The following is a 15,322-nucleotide window of genomic DNA, read 5'->3' as shown; positions in this document are numbered from 1 at the left end:
TTCGGCCTGCAGCTACAATCAGAAAATACAGATTATGTATTGTCAACATCCATATAACATCAGCTATATGATAATATTGCGAATATTTGAAATGACTTTAATTCAAAATTTGAAACAATGTTCATATAGATTGCATATACAGCGTAAATACGCATAAATACGGTGATTTATATTTTATAATTGGTCTTTGCGTGCCTGATTATCGCCACATAGCAGCTAACGACCATTTAATACTGCATCGATCAAGGTTTTTTGCTGTTGTAAACAATTCGACAACCGGAAACGATTTTCTACGGTTCTCCGTGCGGCGGCCCGCATTTGAAGGCACGCATCTGGATCGCGAAGGACATTCATGATTACTTCCGCCAGCACATCTGTATCAAAAAAGGGCACCAACAGGCCATTTTGTCCCGAGCGAATTACTTCTCGTACCGGTGGTGTGTCAGAACCGATAATGAGCGCGCCGCAAGCCATCGCCTCAACTACCGACCAGGACAGTACGAACGGGTAGGTCAGATAGATATGAGCGGTCGATATCTGGTAGAGTTTGCGCAATTGCGTGTGCGGAATTGTACCTGGAAATACGATACGATCAGGCGGCAAGTCCAGATTCTTGACGAGATGCTCGCGCCAAGAACCTCCACCGGGCGGCGGCGTTCCGTAGCTGACTCCATCGCCACCGACAAAAACGAAGATCGCATCATCATTCTGGCGAATGACCTTGGCCGCAGCTTCCAGCGCTTGCGGAAATCCACGATACGGTTCGAGATCGCGGGCGACGAATGTAATCACGCGCGATTCTCCTGCTTTCAGGGTCCGTCCATCCGGCAACTGAATTGTTGCATGTCGATCCGGATAGAAGAGTTTTGTATCCACTCCTTCATGCACCACGGCAATGCGATTCTGTATAGATCGTGGGTAGAGGCTTTTCTGCCAGTGCGTTGGGCTAAACCCGCCATCGATACCCTCAAGGGTAACGAGTTGCGCCATATTGCGCAGGCGCAGGCGCTTGCGGATCTCGATATCCGGTTTATCGCCGGGCGCGAAGCCCACATCCGCACCGTTGGCTCGATAGAAAAATTCGCAATACCCCAAAGCGGCCGCCGAGGGCAGCACGTCCTTGACGAACATCATGCTGCCCCAGCCAATATGGCCGACGACGATATCAGGCGCCTGTCCGTGATGAGCCATGGATTCCAGGGTTTCAGCCACACGGTACCCGATCCTCGTGTGATGATCGGGTACCTCAAGATACCTGGCCATCGCACCGCCGGTGCGAGGACCAGATTCCACTCTATGGCGAATGACGCGGACCGCTGGGAGGCGACGGTCCACTGTCTCGCAGATCAGGCTTACATCATGTCCACTGGTAGCCAGATTCTCGGCTAACGCAGCGAACTGGCCGAAACCACGCCTGTGCACAAATGTTATACGCATGTTACGAAACGTGCTCGGCTAGCGGCCGAAAATCGTCGAAACACATCAAATGCCAAACCGTGCGGCATTACCCCACACAAGTTCCAGCCTGTGCAGAGTCTGATAGGCAATCTCGAGATTTCTGAGATCGTCATCATCGCGCGTGAGGATATGATTGTAAGCCCGGCTTGCATTCCGCAAGCTGGCACACAGCCGTTCACCCTTATCCGTGAGACGGATACGAGCAGATCGTTTATCCCTCTGCGAGGCGACGCGATCAACATACCCACCATCGGTAAGCTGTTTAAGATAATAGGAAATGTTGGAACCGACATAATGTCCGCGATCCAGTAGTTCACCCACAGTGAGCTCGACATCGCCGATAGCCATCAGAACCAAGGTCTGGGCCGGACCGATATCTTCCACACCTAACTTTGTCAGCTCGGTTTTCAGCAAGCTTACAAAGCGGCGGTTCACTCGTTCTATCATCCGGGCCAGTTCGAAATGCGTGATAACGACTGTATGAACCGGATGTCTGCGTTCCTGTTTTTCGGCGGTAACTTCAGGAAAATCAACGGCAGTAAAGCCATCGACTGATGTTTCGACTTCCACTCCCTCGTGTAGAAGTTTTTGCATCTTTTGCTCTCCATTTTCAATTTTACTTCAAATTTTGAAGAAATTTTCAGTTATATTTTCTTTGCTCCTTTCGCATTTCCCCGCCGTAAGAACCTTTTTTCTGTCACATTCTCTGCAGTATTACTTTACTGATCTTGAGAACTGGACCACAGTTTTTAGGGATATCCGCCACCTGTGACCATTCCAAGGCAGATAGCGTATGAATGATACTCGCGAAATCAATTCGATTGGCAAGAGCCCCGCACACAAAAAGGGGCAAGACGATTCGGTGACTACGCCCAAAGGCCTGATTTTCAAGGCCCGCCGCGTTTTCCTGTCGGGACTACTGTATGCGGTGCTGCTGAGTGCCTGTATCAATTTGCTACAACTCACTGTACCCCTCTATATGTTGCAGGTTCATGATAGGGTGCTGAACAGCCGAAGCATGGACACGCTAACCATGCTGACCGTGCTCGCCATCGGAGCCATGCTGGTCTTCGGCGTGCTGGAATATATACGTTCGCTTTCCTTCCAGGCCATGGGCAGCGCGCTTGTCCGCCGTCTTAACCTCGCGGTTTTGACGGCAGCGGTACAGGCCTCTGTGAATCAGGGCATGCCGAAAGCGACGCAGACGCTTCGCGACCTCAATGAATTGCGCAGCTTCCTAACGTCGCCCGCCATCAATGCTCCGCTTGATGCGGCATGGTCGCCTATTTTTCTCGGCGTTCTATTCCTACTTCATCCGATGCTTGGCGTGATCGGCCTCGTCGCCGTGATCATTCTGGTCGCGTGTGGACTGCTGACCGACCTCCTAACCCGAAACCTGATTCAGGAGGCGAATCAAGCCAATATCGAAGCGGTGTCGAAGATCGGCAGCAGCTTGCGTCACGCCGAAGTCATCGAAGCCATGGGCATGCTCCCGGCACTCGCGCGGCGTTGGCGCACGATGCAGGTTCAGGCGCTCGAAGTGCTCGACCTTGGCGGAACGCGCGCCCGCGCCCTGTCCTCGATTGCCCGCACGGCGCGCTTCATCATCCAGATCGGATCGCTCGGCATAGGCACGCTGCTTGCCATGCAGCAGGAGATCACGCCCGGCGCGATGATAGCGACGAGTATCATCATCGGTCGTTTGCTGATGCCATTCGATCGAATCGTCGAAAACTGGCGCCAGTGGGTAAGTGCTATTGCGAGCTGGAAACGTGTCCAATCATTGCTTTCGGAAAATCTGGCCGTACGCCAGACCATGCCGACACCGAGACCCAACGGCGATCTCGTGATCGACAAGCTGATCTATGCCGCGCCAGGTGTCGATGTTCCGATCATCAAGGGTATTTCGTTCTCGATCTCGCCAGGCGAAGTGCTGGGTGTCGTTGGCCCGTCGGCTGCAGGCAAATCGACACTTGCCCGATTGTTGATCGGCATAGTCAAACCAACGTCTGGCGGTGTTTTTCTCGACGGCAACAACGTTTACCTCTGGGAACGCGGGTCTTTCGGCGAGATTGCAGGCTACCTGCCTCAGTCTGTCTCGCTTCTCGACGGAACCATCAAGGACAACATCGCTCGCATGGGTGACAGCGACCCGCATCGTGTGCTGGAAGCCGCGCGCCTTGCCGATGTGCACGAGATGATCGGACGCATGCCGCTTGGTTATGATACACCGGTCGGCGACGGCCGCCTGACATTGTCCGGTGGCCAGCGCCAGAGAATCGGGCTCGCCCGCTGCCTCTACAACCGCCCACGCCTGATCGTTCTCGATGAACCAAACTCGAACCTCGACGCCGTTGGCGAGCGCGCCTTGATCCGCGCTGTCGAACACGCCCGTGATGACGGCGCCATTGTCATAATGATCGCACACCGGCCATCTATCATGCAGGTCGCCGACAAGCTGCTCGTGCTCGAAAACGGGCGCATCTCGCAGTTCGGCCCGCGTACCGATGTCGTCGCGTCCCTGACACCTGCCAATAACGGCCCGCAAATGGGAGCAGCAAACGCATGATGGGTAAATCGGTCATTCCTCGTCGTGTTTCCAGTCTGCTCGCGCCGCGTGCAGAATCATCGGATCACAAGACCCTCACTCGCTTCGGTAGTGTAAAACCTGAATGGGCGCTCGATCTTGAGCGAGAGGATTTAAGATCACCATTGCGCGGCCTCATCATTGCAGGTCTCGCCACAATCGGGGTCGCTTTTGGTGGTTTCTTCGCCTGGGCCTATTCCGCCAATCTGGGAAGTGCCGCAGTCGCCATGGGTACAGTGATCGTCGACTCCAAACGCAAGACGATCAGCCACCTTGAAGGTGGTATTCTTGATCGTCTGCTCGTACAGGAGGGCGATGTCGTCAAGGTCGGCCAACCCCTGCTCCGGCTTGATGACACCAAGGCCCGCTCGGATCTCCAGTCACTGGAAAGCAGACGTATCGGCCTGATCGCAAAGCTAGCGCGTCTGCGCGCTGAGCAATCTGGTGAAAAAGAAATCAGTTTTCCGGAAGGTTTTGCCGATGGCGGTGAGAATGCGCAGAACGCCATTCGCGCCGAAAACATCTTTTTCCAGAAGCGGCTTGCGCAGAAACTGAGCAAGATCGACATACAGCAGAAAACTATCGAGCAATACACAGAGCAAGCCAAGGCTTCCACATCCCAGATTGCTGCTACCGACCGGCAGATCGAACTCATCAGCGATCAACGCAAGGCAATTGCCAGTCTCGTTGAAAAAGGTTTTGCCCAGAAGTCAAAGCTCACGGAAATCGATACGCGTCTCAGCCAGCTCGCTGGCGACCGCGGCGAATATGCCGGTGACAAGGCAAAAGCCGAGCAAGCAAAGGCAGGGGCTGAATTCGCCCTGACTGGAATCGAAAGCGACCTTCAGTCCGAAATCGCCGGCGAGATCACATCGAGCCAGGTTGAGCTTTCGGATGTGCAGGAACGTATCGTGGCAGCCAAGGATGTTATGCGGCGCGTGGAAGTTCGCTCGCCGCAAGACGGTATCGTTGCAAACATCCGGCTACGCACGCCGGGCGGCGTCATAGCCCCCGGCGAAGCTATCATGGATATCGTTCCCGAGAACGAGCCTTTGGTTGTTGAAATGAAAATCAGCCCGCGCGATATCGACAGTATCTCGGTTGGTGCAGGCGCACAGATCCGGTTGACGGCTTACAATCAACGTTCGATGGCACCGCTCGACGGTAAACTGACCTATATCGCCGCCGATCAGTCGCTCGACGAAAAGACGGATACCGCATTCTTCGTCGCCCGAGCCGAGATTACTCCGGCTTCACTTGCTGCAAATCCAACTGCAAGGCTTTATCCTGGCATGCCTGCTGAGATAATCATCGTGCACAAGGAGCGTCGCGCCATCGATTACTTGGTTTCACCTATCACAGATAGCTTAAACCGGGCCTTCCGAGAAGATTAACAGCAAGAGTATTTCGAAGTAAAGCTCGATCATAGGTTGAATTATCAACGGTTTGCAACGCCGCGCATAAAACGGTATGCGCGGCGTCATCTTATTGAAAGAAATTCATATTTTTGTCTTATGGGAAACATTGTTCAAATTTTGAAATAGATTATACAGATATACGATATAAATATAAATTATAATGATGACAAATATATTTCATATTTTTGTTTACACAACTGAAATATAAATTAATCGTAATAATTTGTTACTTATGGTTGCCGCAATTATACCAATTACCAATGTTGCAATTCCAATTAATGCAGAGCAGACTACTAAGAGCATAATGGTCGGAGCATTCCGGCTTGTGGAAACCCCATACAGGAACACAAGGAGAAGCAGATGGCCACTTTAGAAGGCGGCGCCTACGACGACGTGTTGTTCGGCTCCCGCTTTGACGATTTCATCCGTGCCCATGGCGGTGATGATCTCGTATTCGGAGGTGATGGCAATGACACCATCTTCGGCGACAACGGGAACGACACCCTTTTCGGCGGAAATGGTGATGACCTACTTTTCGGCGGAAATGGCAATGACATTCTGTTCGGTGATGCAGGAAACGACGTCCTGAGCGGCGGCAATGGGAATGATGTGCTATTTGGCGGTGCTGGAGACGATGTTCTTCAGGGCGGCAATGGCGCAGACCTTCTCTTTGGCGGCGACGGAAACGATGTCCTGCAGGGTGGTAACGGCAACGACATCCTCGATGGCGGTGCCGGTGACGACATCCTTATCGGCGGAAATGGCAGCGATACATTCCTGTTCAATGGTGGCGGCGGAAACGACGTCATTCTCGACTTCAATCCCGGCGAAGATATTCTGCAGATTCAGAAGGGTATCAATGGTCTTGATGTCTCTTCCGCAGACGATCTTGCCGATCGTGTCACGCAGGTTGGTGGCAATGTCGTTGTCGATCTTGGCAATGGCGACACCGTTACCCTCGTGAACACCAATGCAGACGATGTACAGGCTCATCCCGACCAGTACTTCACTGTTTACTAATTGAACAATTGAGAGCGTGCCCGGCAATCCTCCCGCCGGGCACGCTTCGTCTTCACCGGGCACGCATTTTCCCTAGTTTTGCGTGCCCGGGCATTCCGATAAGAATGAAAGGGCCTCACATTGAACCTCGACCATTCGGCGGACACTGAAAGCAAAACCGAGAACCTCTCCATTTGCCGTCTCTGCGCCGATGTCGCTGTGGTTATCTGGGATATCCTAGGCCCGGCTCGCACAACCACCAAATGCAAGTTTGAAATGCCGGTTCAGCCGGTTCCGCTGTTGAGCGTTGGTATTCCGCTCGAGAATGGCGGCTTACGCATGTTCTGGGCCCTGCGCACTGGCAACGAACCGGTCGAGCTTTCGCTGTCTGCGGGCTCCCTTGGTCCCACTGCTCAGGCGATTGTATATCCGGCCAGTGAACTTGCTCCCATCGATGTCGAATATGTCGTCAGGGAGCTTACTCTGCCCGGACATATCAAGCTTCTCACCAACATACTGACCACGTGGCGCAGCACTTTCCGGCTCTCGCGAAACCAGACTTTCGCATCCCTCGTGCGTGACCTGACTTTCGCACTGACGCCGGAACCGCGCGAGGCCCAGCATTGCGGCGAACCGGTTCAGGGACATCATCTCCTTGAGACCGCGATCGACCCGATGCTGGGCGAGATTTCAGCTATCTATGGCATCACTTCCGGCAGCGTCATGGTCATTCCACCAAGGTTTGTGGTGGGCAGGCAGGCTCGCAATGCCTGGCAGCCATGCCATTTTCTTCTGGAAGCAGCACAAGACCTGCCGTCATCGCTGTTGCTGGTGCTCACCGGTCAGAAAGGCGTTGCCGTTCGCAAGCTTGCGCCAACAACCGGCGAACAAATGGATTTTGCCAAATGGTGGACCAAATGGCAGGGCAATGGTGCATTGCGGGAGTTTCTCGTTCGTCAACTTGGCAAACTAAGCCCTGCCGGCGCTGCGGTCGCCATCGATTTGCAAACGCGCACTCCGCTGCCCGTTCGCCAGATCGCACAGTCTGCCACCCATCCGGCAGCGGAAATCGATCTCGCATTGGCGCTTGATGGCGGATTGATTGTTGGCGGATGGATGCACGATCCAGCCGCCATGCTTGCAGACATCGAATATCTCCCGGAAAACGGAAGCTCACTATCGCTGAAGCCCAATTTTCATAAATTTCCCGGCAAGATTGCCAAGCGGGAAGATGCGCCGCAGCAGGATGTGACAGGTTTTGTCGCCTGGCTTCCTTCGGTGCAGAATCTTGGGCCTCTTTTGCAGCCGCGGTTCCAGATGCGCCTTGCGTCCGGCACGACCGCCCCACTTGTACCAGCCCCGCAGCCCTTCGAACCATCAGCGCAGCGTAATCGCATCTTACGGTCTGTACCGCCACAACAGGCAAAGCCTCACGTCTTCTCGCATATTCTGGGACCCGCTCTCACCGAAGTTGAGAAGAAGCTCGCCGCAACGGTACGGATATCCGAGGTGAAGGACTACGGAACGACCCCCGCCTCTCCGCTCGCGTCCATCGTTATTCCGCTTTACCGCAACCTCGATTTCTTACGTTTCCAGTTTTCATCCATGGCCACGGACCCTTGGCTGGTGGAAAACGCCGAATTCATCTTCGTGCTGGATTCTCCTGAAATTCAGGACGACACCGAGCATATGCTTGGCGGATTGCACATTCTACACGACATGCCGTTCAAGCTCGCAATCATGAACCGCAATGGCGGATATGCACGCGCCTGCAATGCCGGTGCCAGCATTGCGACAGGAACAACCATCGTGATGTTAAATTCCGACGTTGTGCCTGCGGAACACGGCTGGCTGCAACAACTGATCCAGCCTTTGTTCGATCAACCGAAGCTCGGAGCAATAGGCCCTCGTCTTCTGTTCGAGGATGGTTCACTTCAACATGCCGGGCTTTATTTCGCCCGCGACCGTCAGGGTATCTGGCTGAATCACCACTATTACAAGGGCATGCCGGGCAACTATCCTCCAGCGCTTAGGTCCCGCGAGGTGCCGGGTGTCACCGGTGCCTGCCTGATAACGCGCAAGGATATCTTCGATCTCGTCGGCGGCTATACGGAAGACTACGTCATCGGCGACTATGAGGACAGCGATCTGTGCCTGAAGATCAGGCAGCTCGGCTTCCAGATATTCTATGAACCTTCCGTAGCACTTTACCATTTCGAGCGTCGCTCGATCCGTCGCAGCGCGGATTATATGCGCGGCCTCGCCAGCCTATACAATTCCTGGCTCCACACTCAGCGCTGGGATGATGACATTACTGAATTGATGGTCCTGCCACAGGAACAGGAAAGCGCCGCCGACTTGTCCAATGTGATCATGACCAAATCTGAAAGGAGCGCCGCTTGACGGACGTGGTAGCGCTGAAACAGCCAGCATTTGAAGCAAAACCAGCAATACCGGATGCGCAGATCGACTGGCTGATGCAGTCTGTTTTGAAGAACCGTTTTCTCCCCTCACCCGATCCGAACAGCGTGTTCGTCGGCGATGGTGATTATCGTGCGGTTGGCGCCGAATTTCTCGGTCATTTCATTCGCAGAGGCGGACTTCGACCCGACGCGCGCGTGCTCGACATCGGTTCGGGCATCGGTCGCATGGCCGTACCGCTGACCCAATATCTCGATCCGGCAAAAGCCCGCTACTCCGGTATCGATCCCGTAGCAGGCGGCGTGAACTGGTGCCGCCAAAACATCACGTCGCGCTACCCGAATTTCGAGTTCCGCCACATCGATATCGCCCATGATCTCTATAACCCAAAAGGGACGGTAAACGGGCTCACTCTTACTCTGCCATTCGCGGACAAGAGTTTCGATTTCGTCATCATGACATCTGTGGTCACGCATCTGCCATCAGATGAAGTCAAAACCTATCTCGATCAGATATCACGTGTCCTCGCTCCCGGCGGAAAATTGTTCATGACGGCGTTTGTCGTGGATGATGTTGCCGCGCGCGACCGCCATGGCAAACGCGACAAACGACTTGCATTTGAACGGCATGGCAGCGGACCGTGCTGGTTTGTGCCGGAACTGCCACCGCTTGCGGCAGTCGGCTTTGAAAACGGTTTTCTGGATCGTGCGCTTGCAGGAGCGAAACTGACGCTCGAAACAAAATCCTTTGGTCACTGGCGCGGCATTGATGCGGATCACTATCAGGATATTTTCATCGCCTCGCGAGGTGTTGCCTGATGGCTCCACGCGTCCTTATAGCAGCCCATAACCACCCGTCTCTGCACCCCGGTGGAACGGAAATTTTCGCGCACGATCTGTTTCGCGCCTATCAGCGCGCCGGTTGCGAAGCCATGTTCGTGGGTGCCACCAATAAGGTGCATCGTGAGGCCCGCCCCGGCACAAGTTTCCAGAGCATCGGCAATGGCGGCGATGAAATCTTGCTCTGGTCCGGCCATTTTGACCGTTTCTATATGAGCCAAATCGACCTTTACGGGATCGTTCCCGACATTGTCGAACTGCTGCAGGATTTCCGGCCCGATGTCGTTCATCTGCACCACCTGCTTTTGCTTGGTGCCGAATTCCCGCATATCGTGCGTCGTACTTTACCCGACTGCCGTATCGTTCTGACTTTGCATGATTATTATCCCATCTGCCATCACGACGGGCTGATGGTGCGCACCACAGGCAAGGAACTGTGCCATGGGGCAGGTCCTGACCGCTGCCATGCCTGTTTCAAGGACATCGCGCTTGATAAATTCGTATTGCGTGAACGACATATCAAATCGCTCTTGAGCGCTGTTGATGCTTTCGTTTCACCGAGCGAGTTTCTCAAACAACGTTACGTTGAATGGGGCCTTGCGGAAGAGCTGATCAGCGTCATTCCCAATGGTCAACCGGAACGCCCCGCAGTCGAAACGCGGCAGGTCGAGCGCAGCAAGCCGGTCTTCGGCTATTTCGGCAATCTCAATCCGTGGAAAGGCGCAACAGTCCTGCTTGAAGCAGCGCAACAACTTATTTCAGACGGTTTCGATTTCGAATTGCGCGTGCATGGTGCAGCACCATTTCAAAGCGAAAGCTTCGTCAGTGAAATCGACCGGCTCTTTGCAGAGACATCGCCGTTCGTCCAACGCCGTGGTGCTTATCGTCGTGAGGACATTGCCCAGCTGATCCAGTCCGTCGATTGCGCAATCATGCCGTCGATCTGGTGGGAAAATGCGCCGCTCGTTATTCAGGAAGCACAGGGGCAAAACCGCCCCGTCATATGCAGCAATATCGGTGGAATGGCCGAAATGATTGAGAACGAGGTCAATGGCCTTACCGTTCCGCCGAATGATCCGCTCGCGCTCGCCCAGGCGATGCGTCGAATGGCGGAAAACCCGGATTTGCGCCAGTCGCTCAGCGAGAACGCGCGTCATCCGGACACCATCGACACGACCGCCGAACGCTATCTCGATCTGATCGGGACATTGCGTATTGCACGTGTCGAGGCAGCATAAGAGGTAAATCATGAACATCGCGACCAAAGTTCCATCCGAGGGGGAAACCAAGCAGGCAGCGACACCCAATGCCGCCGCCGGGCCTCAAAGGACCGAAGCCATGAAAGGACGCGTTGACGCCATTGAGGAAGGCCGCCTCTATGGCTGGGCTTTCGATCCTTCCGTTCCGACCGAACGGCTTCTGATCCGGGTTCTGCTTGATGACAAGCCCATTGCCGAAGCCCCAGCCGACAAGGATCGCCCCGACCTGAAGCGCAACGGCATCGGCGATGGCAAACATGCATTTGAAGTGATGCTACCGCAATTCGCCGCTGTTCGAGCTGGCGAACTGGTGGTGGTTGCCGCCAATTCGTCTGGCACAGAGCAGAAATTGCGCGTACCAAAACCCGACGAGCAGGCCGCCGAAGCGCTTATCGCCGCTCCGATGACACGCATTCTGGACAAGCTCGACATGCTCATGGCGGCGCAACGTCAGCTTCAGGTCAACCAGCGTTCGTTGCAGCGTGTTGCGCCAACACTGGATGCATCCGGCAATGCCGCTCCGGCGGAATTGCTCGACATTGCAAGTTCCGTCGATGGGCTGCGTACCGATCTTCATCAGCGCATGACTGAACTCGACGTGCATATCATGCGTATGGACGGCGTTGTTGCAGGGCTGGAACAGCGCATTGATGACGTTCGCAAGCGCAGCGGCGGAGACCTCAAATTCCTGTTCTTGCTGGCTGCGGTCTTGACTGGGTTCGTCGCTGGCGCGCTTCTCACACTTGCGGTCATGCCCTGAGGACGAGCTGCATGGTTCAAGACGAACGCCCCAACACACCAAAAACTGCCTCAAGACAGGTACGCACGCCGGATCGCCCTCCCATGATGATGGAGGGCGAAATGGTCGTTGGCAGCGTGATCGAAGACACGCTGGTGCTGGTGCTCGGAATCGGCAGTGCCGCAAGCGATCAGGTAACAGCTTTTCTCAATGGCGATCCTGCCATGAGCGTGAAGACGAACCTGATCACATGGCCGCTCAAGGAGCCTTCACCCGCTGGAACTCATGGTTTCGTCGCCATTGTGCCAACGGCTGCTTTGCGCCGTGGCACTCTCAAGACGATCATGTTCCAGCACCGCGCAAAAGTCGCTCGCTATAATTTCGCATCGCGCTCTGCTTCCATTGCCGATTTTGTTGCCATGATCGGCGATTTAGCCGGACCGAGCTTGCCGGGCGTCATTGATGAACTGGTCGAAGGCCTGATTTCCGGCCCTATCAGCCGGAAGAAACTTTCGGCCATTACCGTCCTGCTGCAGGCAGGAGCCCGCTCCGACGGCTGTATCGAACTCATCGGCGGCAGTGACGAAGGCGAAATTTTCGTTCAGGGTTGGGCACAGGATCTGACGCCCACCGTCACCCGGCTACTGATCAGCGGTAAAAACCCTTCGCTTGCGGAATGTGCGGTCAGCGTTTTTGCCCGTCCCGACCTGAACGATGAAGCATCAGGATTTGCGGGTCTCCTGCTTGCCAATGAGCCAGTAGAACCGACTGATATCGAACGGCTTCTGTTTCGCGGACGAAGGGGCTGGCGCTTTACCGAAGTCTATGACCGCAGGCTGTTGTCCGGTTCGCGTGAAACGCCGGGCCATATCCGGGCGATCCTGCCACGAGTACGAAGCTCGACTGACATTCTGCTGCGCATGCGTTCCGCCGCAAACCGTTTCGATGGCGCTGACACGGTATCCGGCCTCCCCTTTCCTGTCCGGATGGGGATAGACAATGTCTTCCGCGTCGAGGGAAGCGGCATGCTGATTTCTGGCTGGCTGCTCGATCCCGATAGCCATGTGGAAAGTGTGAAGCTGCGTCGTCACCGTGGTGAAATCCAGATTGATACCAGCTGGACCCGTATCGACCGGCCCGACGTCACCAGAGAATTCGACAATCAACCGCCTTTTAACGCAGGCCTTGACCCCAGCCGTCACGCCCATGGTTTCGTCGCTTTCGCACCTGAACTTGCCGGGGACAGCACCTCACCGTTCTATCTCGAACTTGCGATCAGCGATGGACGACGCGCGTTCTTTCCATTGACACCAACGCGAGTGACCTCGCGGGACGCCATTGTCCGGCAAATCCGCGCAACTGACCCGAATGCGTGGGCTTTGCGTCATATTGTCGACCAGCAGCTCGTGCCATTACTGCGGGGCGTCAACCGTCCTGCGCCGGAAGTCTTTGGCGTGGTCGATCTCGGCCCCTTCGAAGATGCGATAGGGCCAGCGATCATCATCGGCATCGACGAGCGCGTCGAGGAAATCGAACCTTTGCTGGCACTTCTTGCGCTCGATCCCGAAACCCGCATTGCGCCAATTGTGATCGCGGCTGCGACCGAGATTATCGACCGTATCGGCGTACAAATCAGGCGTCTTGCAGATTTCTATCGCCTGCGCATCCGTCTCGTTTCCGCCACAGGATCGGAAGACCTCTACGATGCGCTCGAAGTCGGCGCCCGCACAGTTTCGACGGATCAGGTGATATTTCTGGCGGGCTCATTGCTGCCGCGCCGCTCCGGATGGCTGAATAAGCTCGTCAGCGCCTATGAAGCGCACAAGGATTGCGTTCTCTCTCCCACCCTTGCCTATGAGGATGATTCAATTCGCTGGGCGGGAACCTGGGTTGCTGGACCGCAATCAGATCGCGCTCTGATCAGTCGTTATGCTGGTTACCCAATCGACGCCGTTTCGGGCATGTCTTTGACAGAAGTGGCAACGGCAACATTCGAGTGCTGCATCCTTCCACGCGAAGCCCTGTTTTCCGTCGGTGGTTTCACACGCGGTTATCTCGGCACCCATGAAAAGGGATTGGATCTCGGATTGAAACTGAAACAGTCGGGCTTGCGCTCCTACTGGTTGCCTTCAGCACAGATGCTTGGAGCTGACGACACATCCGTGACCGACAGGGCATCGACCGTTGCCCTCATTGAACGCATTGACCGGCAGGTCTTCGATGCACGATGGTCCTCTATTCTCGCCGGTAGACGCAAAATACAGGTGGAGGAACCCGCATGAGCGATAAACTCCGTGTTCTCGTCATCTCACACGCTCACCCATCGATTTCACTCGGTGGCGGTGAAATCGCCTCCTACAATCTGCACAAGGGGTTGAACAGCATTCCCGATGTGCAGTCAGTCTACCTCGCAAGGGCCGCTCACCCGATCCCTCGGCATGGCACAACGGCGCTGATGAGCATGCGGCGTGCCAGCGACGAAATCCTGTTCCATGCGGATGAGTACGATCACTTCTATCTGTCGAACAAGAACACCGATGAAATCCGCCGCGATCTGCTGCGCTTTGTCCGCGACTTCGACCCGGACATCGTGCATTTTCATCATGTTCTCGGACTCGGACTTGAAACGCTCTATGCCATCCGCGAGGCACTGCCGGATCGTATCATTCTGGTGACGTTTCACGAGTTTTTGTCCATCTGCAATAATGACGGCCAGATGGTGAAAGCTGGCACTTCCAAGCTCTGCAACGAGGCATCGCCCATTGATTGCCACGCCTGTTTTCCGCAGATACCGCCCGCGCGTTTCCTCAAGCGAGAACGCTTTGTGCGCGGCATGCTGGAATTGGCCGACGCCTTCGTCTCGCCGAGCGAGTTTCTCGCCAATCGCTATCTCGAATGGGGTCTCAATCCAGACAAGATGGCAGTCATCGAAAACGGCATCGCCATCCGCGATGTTACCCCTCCGCGTGAGCTGACCGGCCCGAACCCGCGTCGCAGCCGGTTCGCCTTTTTCGGTCAGATCAACCCGTTCAAGGGCATAGACGTTCTGGTTGATGCCGTATCGCGTGTACCGGAACAGGTATGGGGTGAGGATTCCCGCCTGATGATCTTCGGCGGCAATCTGGAGAAGCAGCCGCCCGCTTTTCAGGAACGTATGCAGAAACTGATTGAAGAGGCTGGCCCGCGCGTGCGTTTCTACGGCGCTTACCAGAATGCCGAAATGCCACGCCTCATGCAATCGGTCGACTGGGTGGTCATGCCTTCGATCTGGTGGGAAAACTCTCCCATTGTCATTCAGGAGGCGTTGCATCATCGCCGCCCGGTCATCTGCTCGAATATTGGCGGTATGGCCGAGAAAATCCGCGATGGTGAAGACGGCCTGCATTTCCGTGTCCGCAGCGCCGAAGATTTGGCCGACCGCTTTACAGAAGTGCTGAGCGAGCCGAGTATATGGGACAGGTTGCATCATTCCATCCGCAATCCGGTCCACTATGTCGACTGCGCCAAAGAGCATCTTGATCTCTATAAACGGCTGCGCGAGTTAAAACCGCGCAGACAGAAACCGGCAGTTACAGAAACTGCTCTTTCTCAGGCAAGCTGAG

The 15,322-nt window shown here is 55.1% G+C and carries 11 protein-coding genes; 9 read left to right on the top strand and 2 right to left on the bottom strand.

Annotation, left to right across the window (positions count from 1 at the left end; all coding sequences use genetic code 11):
* Positions 1 to 216 precede the first annotated feature (216 nt).
* Both MKS82_RS18615 and MKS82_RS18610 read right to left on the bottom strand, forming a co-directional pair.
* Positions 217 to 1,437, bottom strand: coding sequence for a glycosyltransferase family 4 protein (locus MKS82_RS18615; RefSeq protein ID WP_109987385.1), 1,221 nt, complete (start codon positions 1,435 to 1,437; stop codon positions 217 to 219).
* 45 nt (positions 1,438 to 1,482) lie between these two features.
* Positions 1,483 to 2,052 (bottom strand): MarR family winged helix-turn-helix transcriptional regulator, encoded by a 570-nt coding sequence (locus MKS82_RS18610; protein WP_010658636.1) that lies wholly within the window; start codon positions 2,050 to 2,052, stop codon positions 1,483 to 1,485.
* Between the two features lie 199 nt (positions 2,053 to 2,251).
* Between MKS82_RS18610 and MKS82_RS18605 the strand changes: the two genes are divergently transcribed.
* The 9 genes from MKS82_RS18605 (at position 2,252) to MKS82_RS18565 (ending at position 15,321) form a co-directional block, all read left to right on the top strand.
* Positions 2,252 to 4,027: a type I secretion system permease/ATPase gene (locus MKS82_RS18605; RefSeq protein WP_109987386.1), complete on the top strand. Its 1,776-nt coding sequence runs from the start codon at positions 2,252 to 2,254 to the stop codon at positions 4,025 to 4,027.
* A complete protein-coding gene (locus MKS82_RS18600) occupies positions 4,024 to 5,439 on the top strand; it encodes an HlyD family type I secretion periplasmic adaptor subunit (RefSeq protein WP_109987387.1) in 1,416 nt (471 codons plus the stop codon). Before MKS82_RS18605 ends, MKS82_RS18600 begins: the two co-directional genes overlap by 4 nt.
* Positions 5,440 to 5,823: 384 nt before the next feature.
* Entirely contained in the window at positions 5,824 to 6,483 is a 660-nt protein-coding gene (locus MKS82_RS18595; RefSeq protein WP_109987388.1) for a calcium-binding protein, read from the top strand.
* A 120-nt stretch (positions 6,484 to 6,603) separates the two neighbouring features.
* Positions 6,604 to 8,865 carry a glycosyltransferase family 2 protein gene (locus tag MKS82_RS18590; protein ID WP_240579158.1) on the top strand — a complete coding sequence of 754 codons (2,262 nt, stop codon included), beginning with the start codon at positions 6,604 to 6,606 and terminating at the stop codon, positions 8,863 to 8,865.
* Entirely contained in the window at positions 8,862 to 9,701 is an 840-nt protein-coding gene (locus MKS82_RS18585; RefSeq protein WP_109987390.1) for a class I SAM-dependent methyltransferase, read from the top strand. Before MKS82_RS18590 ends, MKS82_RS18585 begins: the two co-directional genes overlap by 4 nt.
* Positions 9,701 to 10,960: a glycosyltransferase family 4 protein gene (locus tag MKS82_RS18580; RefSeq protein ID WP_109987391.1), complete on the top strand. Its 1,260-nt coding sequence runs from the start codon at positions 9,701 to 9,703 to the stop codon at positions 10,958 to 10,960. The genes MKS82_RS18585 and MKS82_RS18580 overlap by 1 nt, the downstream gene beginning before the upstream one ends.
* 10 nt (positions 10,961 to 10,970) lie before the next feature.
* Positions 10,971 to 11,741 carry a hypothetical protein gene (locus tag MKS82_RS18575; protein ID WP_109987392.1) on the top strand — a complete coding sequence of 257 codons (771 nt, stop codon included), beginning with the start codon at positions 10,971 to 10,973 and terminating at the stop codon, positions 11,739 to 11,741.
* A gap of 11 nt (positions 11,742 to 11,752) precedes the next feature.
* Positions 11,753 to 14,002, top strand: coding sequence for a glycosyltransferase family 2 protein (locus tag MKS82_RS18570; RefSeq protein ID WP_109987393.1), 2,250 nt, complete (start codon positions 11,753 to 11,755; stop codon positions 14,000 to 14,002).
* Positions 13,999 to 15,321 carry a glycosyltransferase family 4 protein gene (locus MKS82_RS18565; RefSeq protein WP_109987394.1) on the top strand — a complete coding sequence of 441 codons (1,323 nt, stop codon included), beginning with the start codon at positions 13,999 to 14,001 and terminating at the stop codon, positions 15,319 to 15,321. Before MKS82_RS18570 ends, MKS82_RS18565 begins: the two co-directional genes overlap by 4 nt.
* The last annotated feature ends 1 nt before the right edge of the window (position 15,322 follow it).

Origin of the sequence: Ochrobactrum sp. A-1 (genome assembly GCF_022488005.1) — a bacterium.
Classification (GTDB): Bacteria; Pseudomonadota; Alphaproteobacteria; order Rhizobiales; family Rhizobiaceae; genus Brucella.
The sequence above is the reverse complement of the archived record's forward strand: the minus strand, read 5'-3'. Positions and strand labels throughout refer to the sequence as shown.

Bases quoted from the DNA above. Each gene is read 5' to 3' on its own strand.
- MKS82_RS18615 (WP_109987385.1), bottom strand. From the start codon at position 1,437: ATGCGTATAACATTTGTGCACAGGCGTGGTTTCGGCCAGTTCGCTGCG.
- MKS82_RS18610 (WP_010658636.1), bottom strand. From the start codon at position 2,052: ATGCAAAAACTTCTACACGAGGGAGTGGAAGTCGAAACATCAGTCGAT.
- MKS82_RS18605 (WP_109987386.1), top strand. From the start codon at position 2,252: ATGAATGATACTCGCGAAATCAATTCGATTGGCAAGAGCCCCGCACAC.
- MKS82_RS18600 (WP_109987387.1), top strand. From the start codon at position 4,024: ATGATGGGTAAATCGGTCATTCCTCGTCGTGTTTCCAGTCTGCTCGCG.
- MKS82_RS18595 (WP_109987388.1), top strand. From the start codon at position 5,824: ATGGCCACTTTAGAAGGCGGCGCCTACGACGACGTGTTGTTCGGCTCC.
- MKS82_RS18580 (WP_109987391.1), top strand. From the start codon at position 9,701: ATGGCTCCACGCGTCCTTATAGCAGCCCATAACCACCCGTCTCTGCAC.
- MKS82_RS18575 (WP_109987392.1), top strand. From the start codon at position 10,971: ATGAACATCGCGACCAAAGTTCCATCCGAGGGGGAAACCAAGCAGGCA.
- MKS82_RS18570 (WP_109987393.1), top strand. From the start codon at position 11,753: ATGGTTCAAGACGAACGCCCCAACACACCAAAAACTGCCTCAAGACAG.
- MKS82_RS18565 (WP_109987394.1), top strand. From the start codon at position 13,999: ATGAGCGATAAACTCCGTGTTCTCGTCATCTCACACGCTCACCCATCG.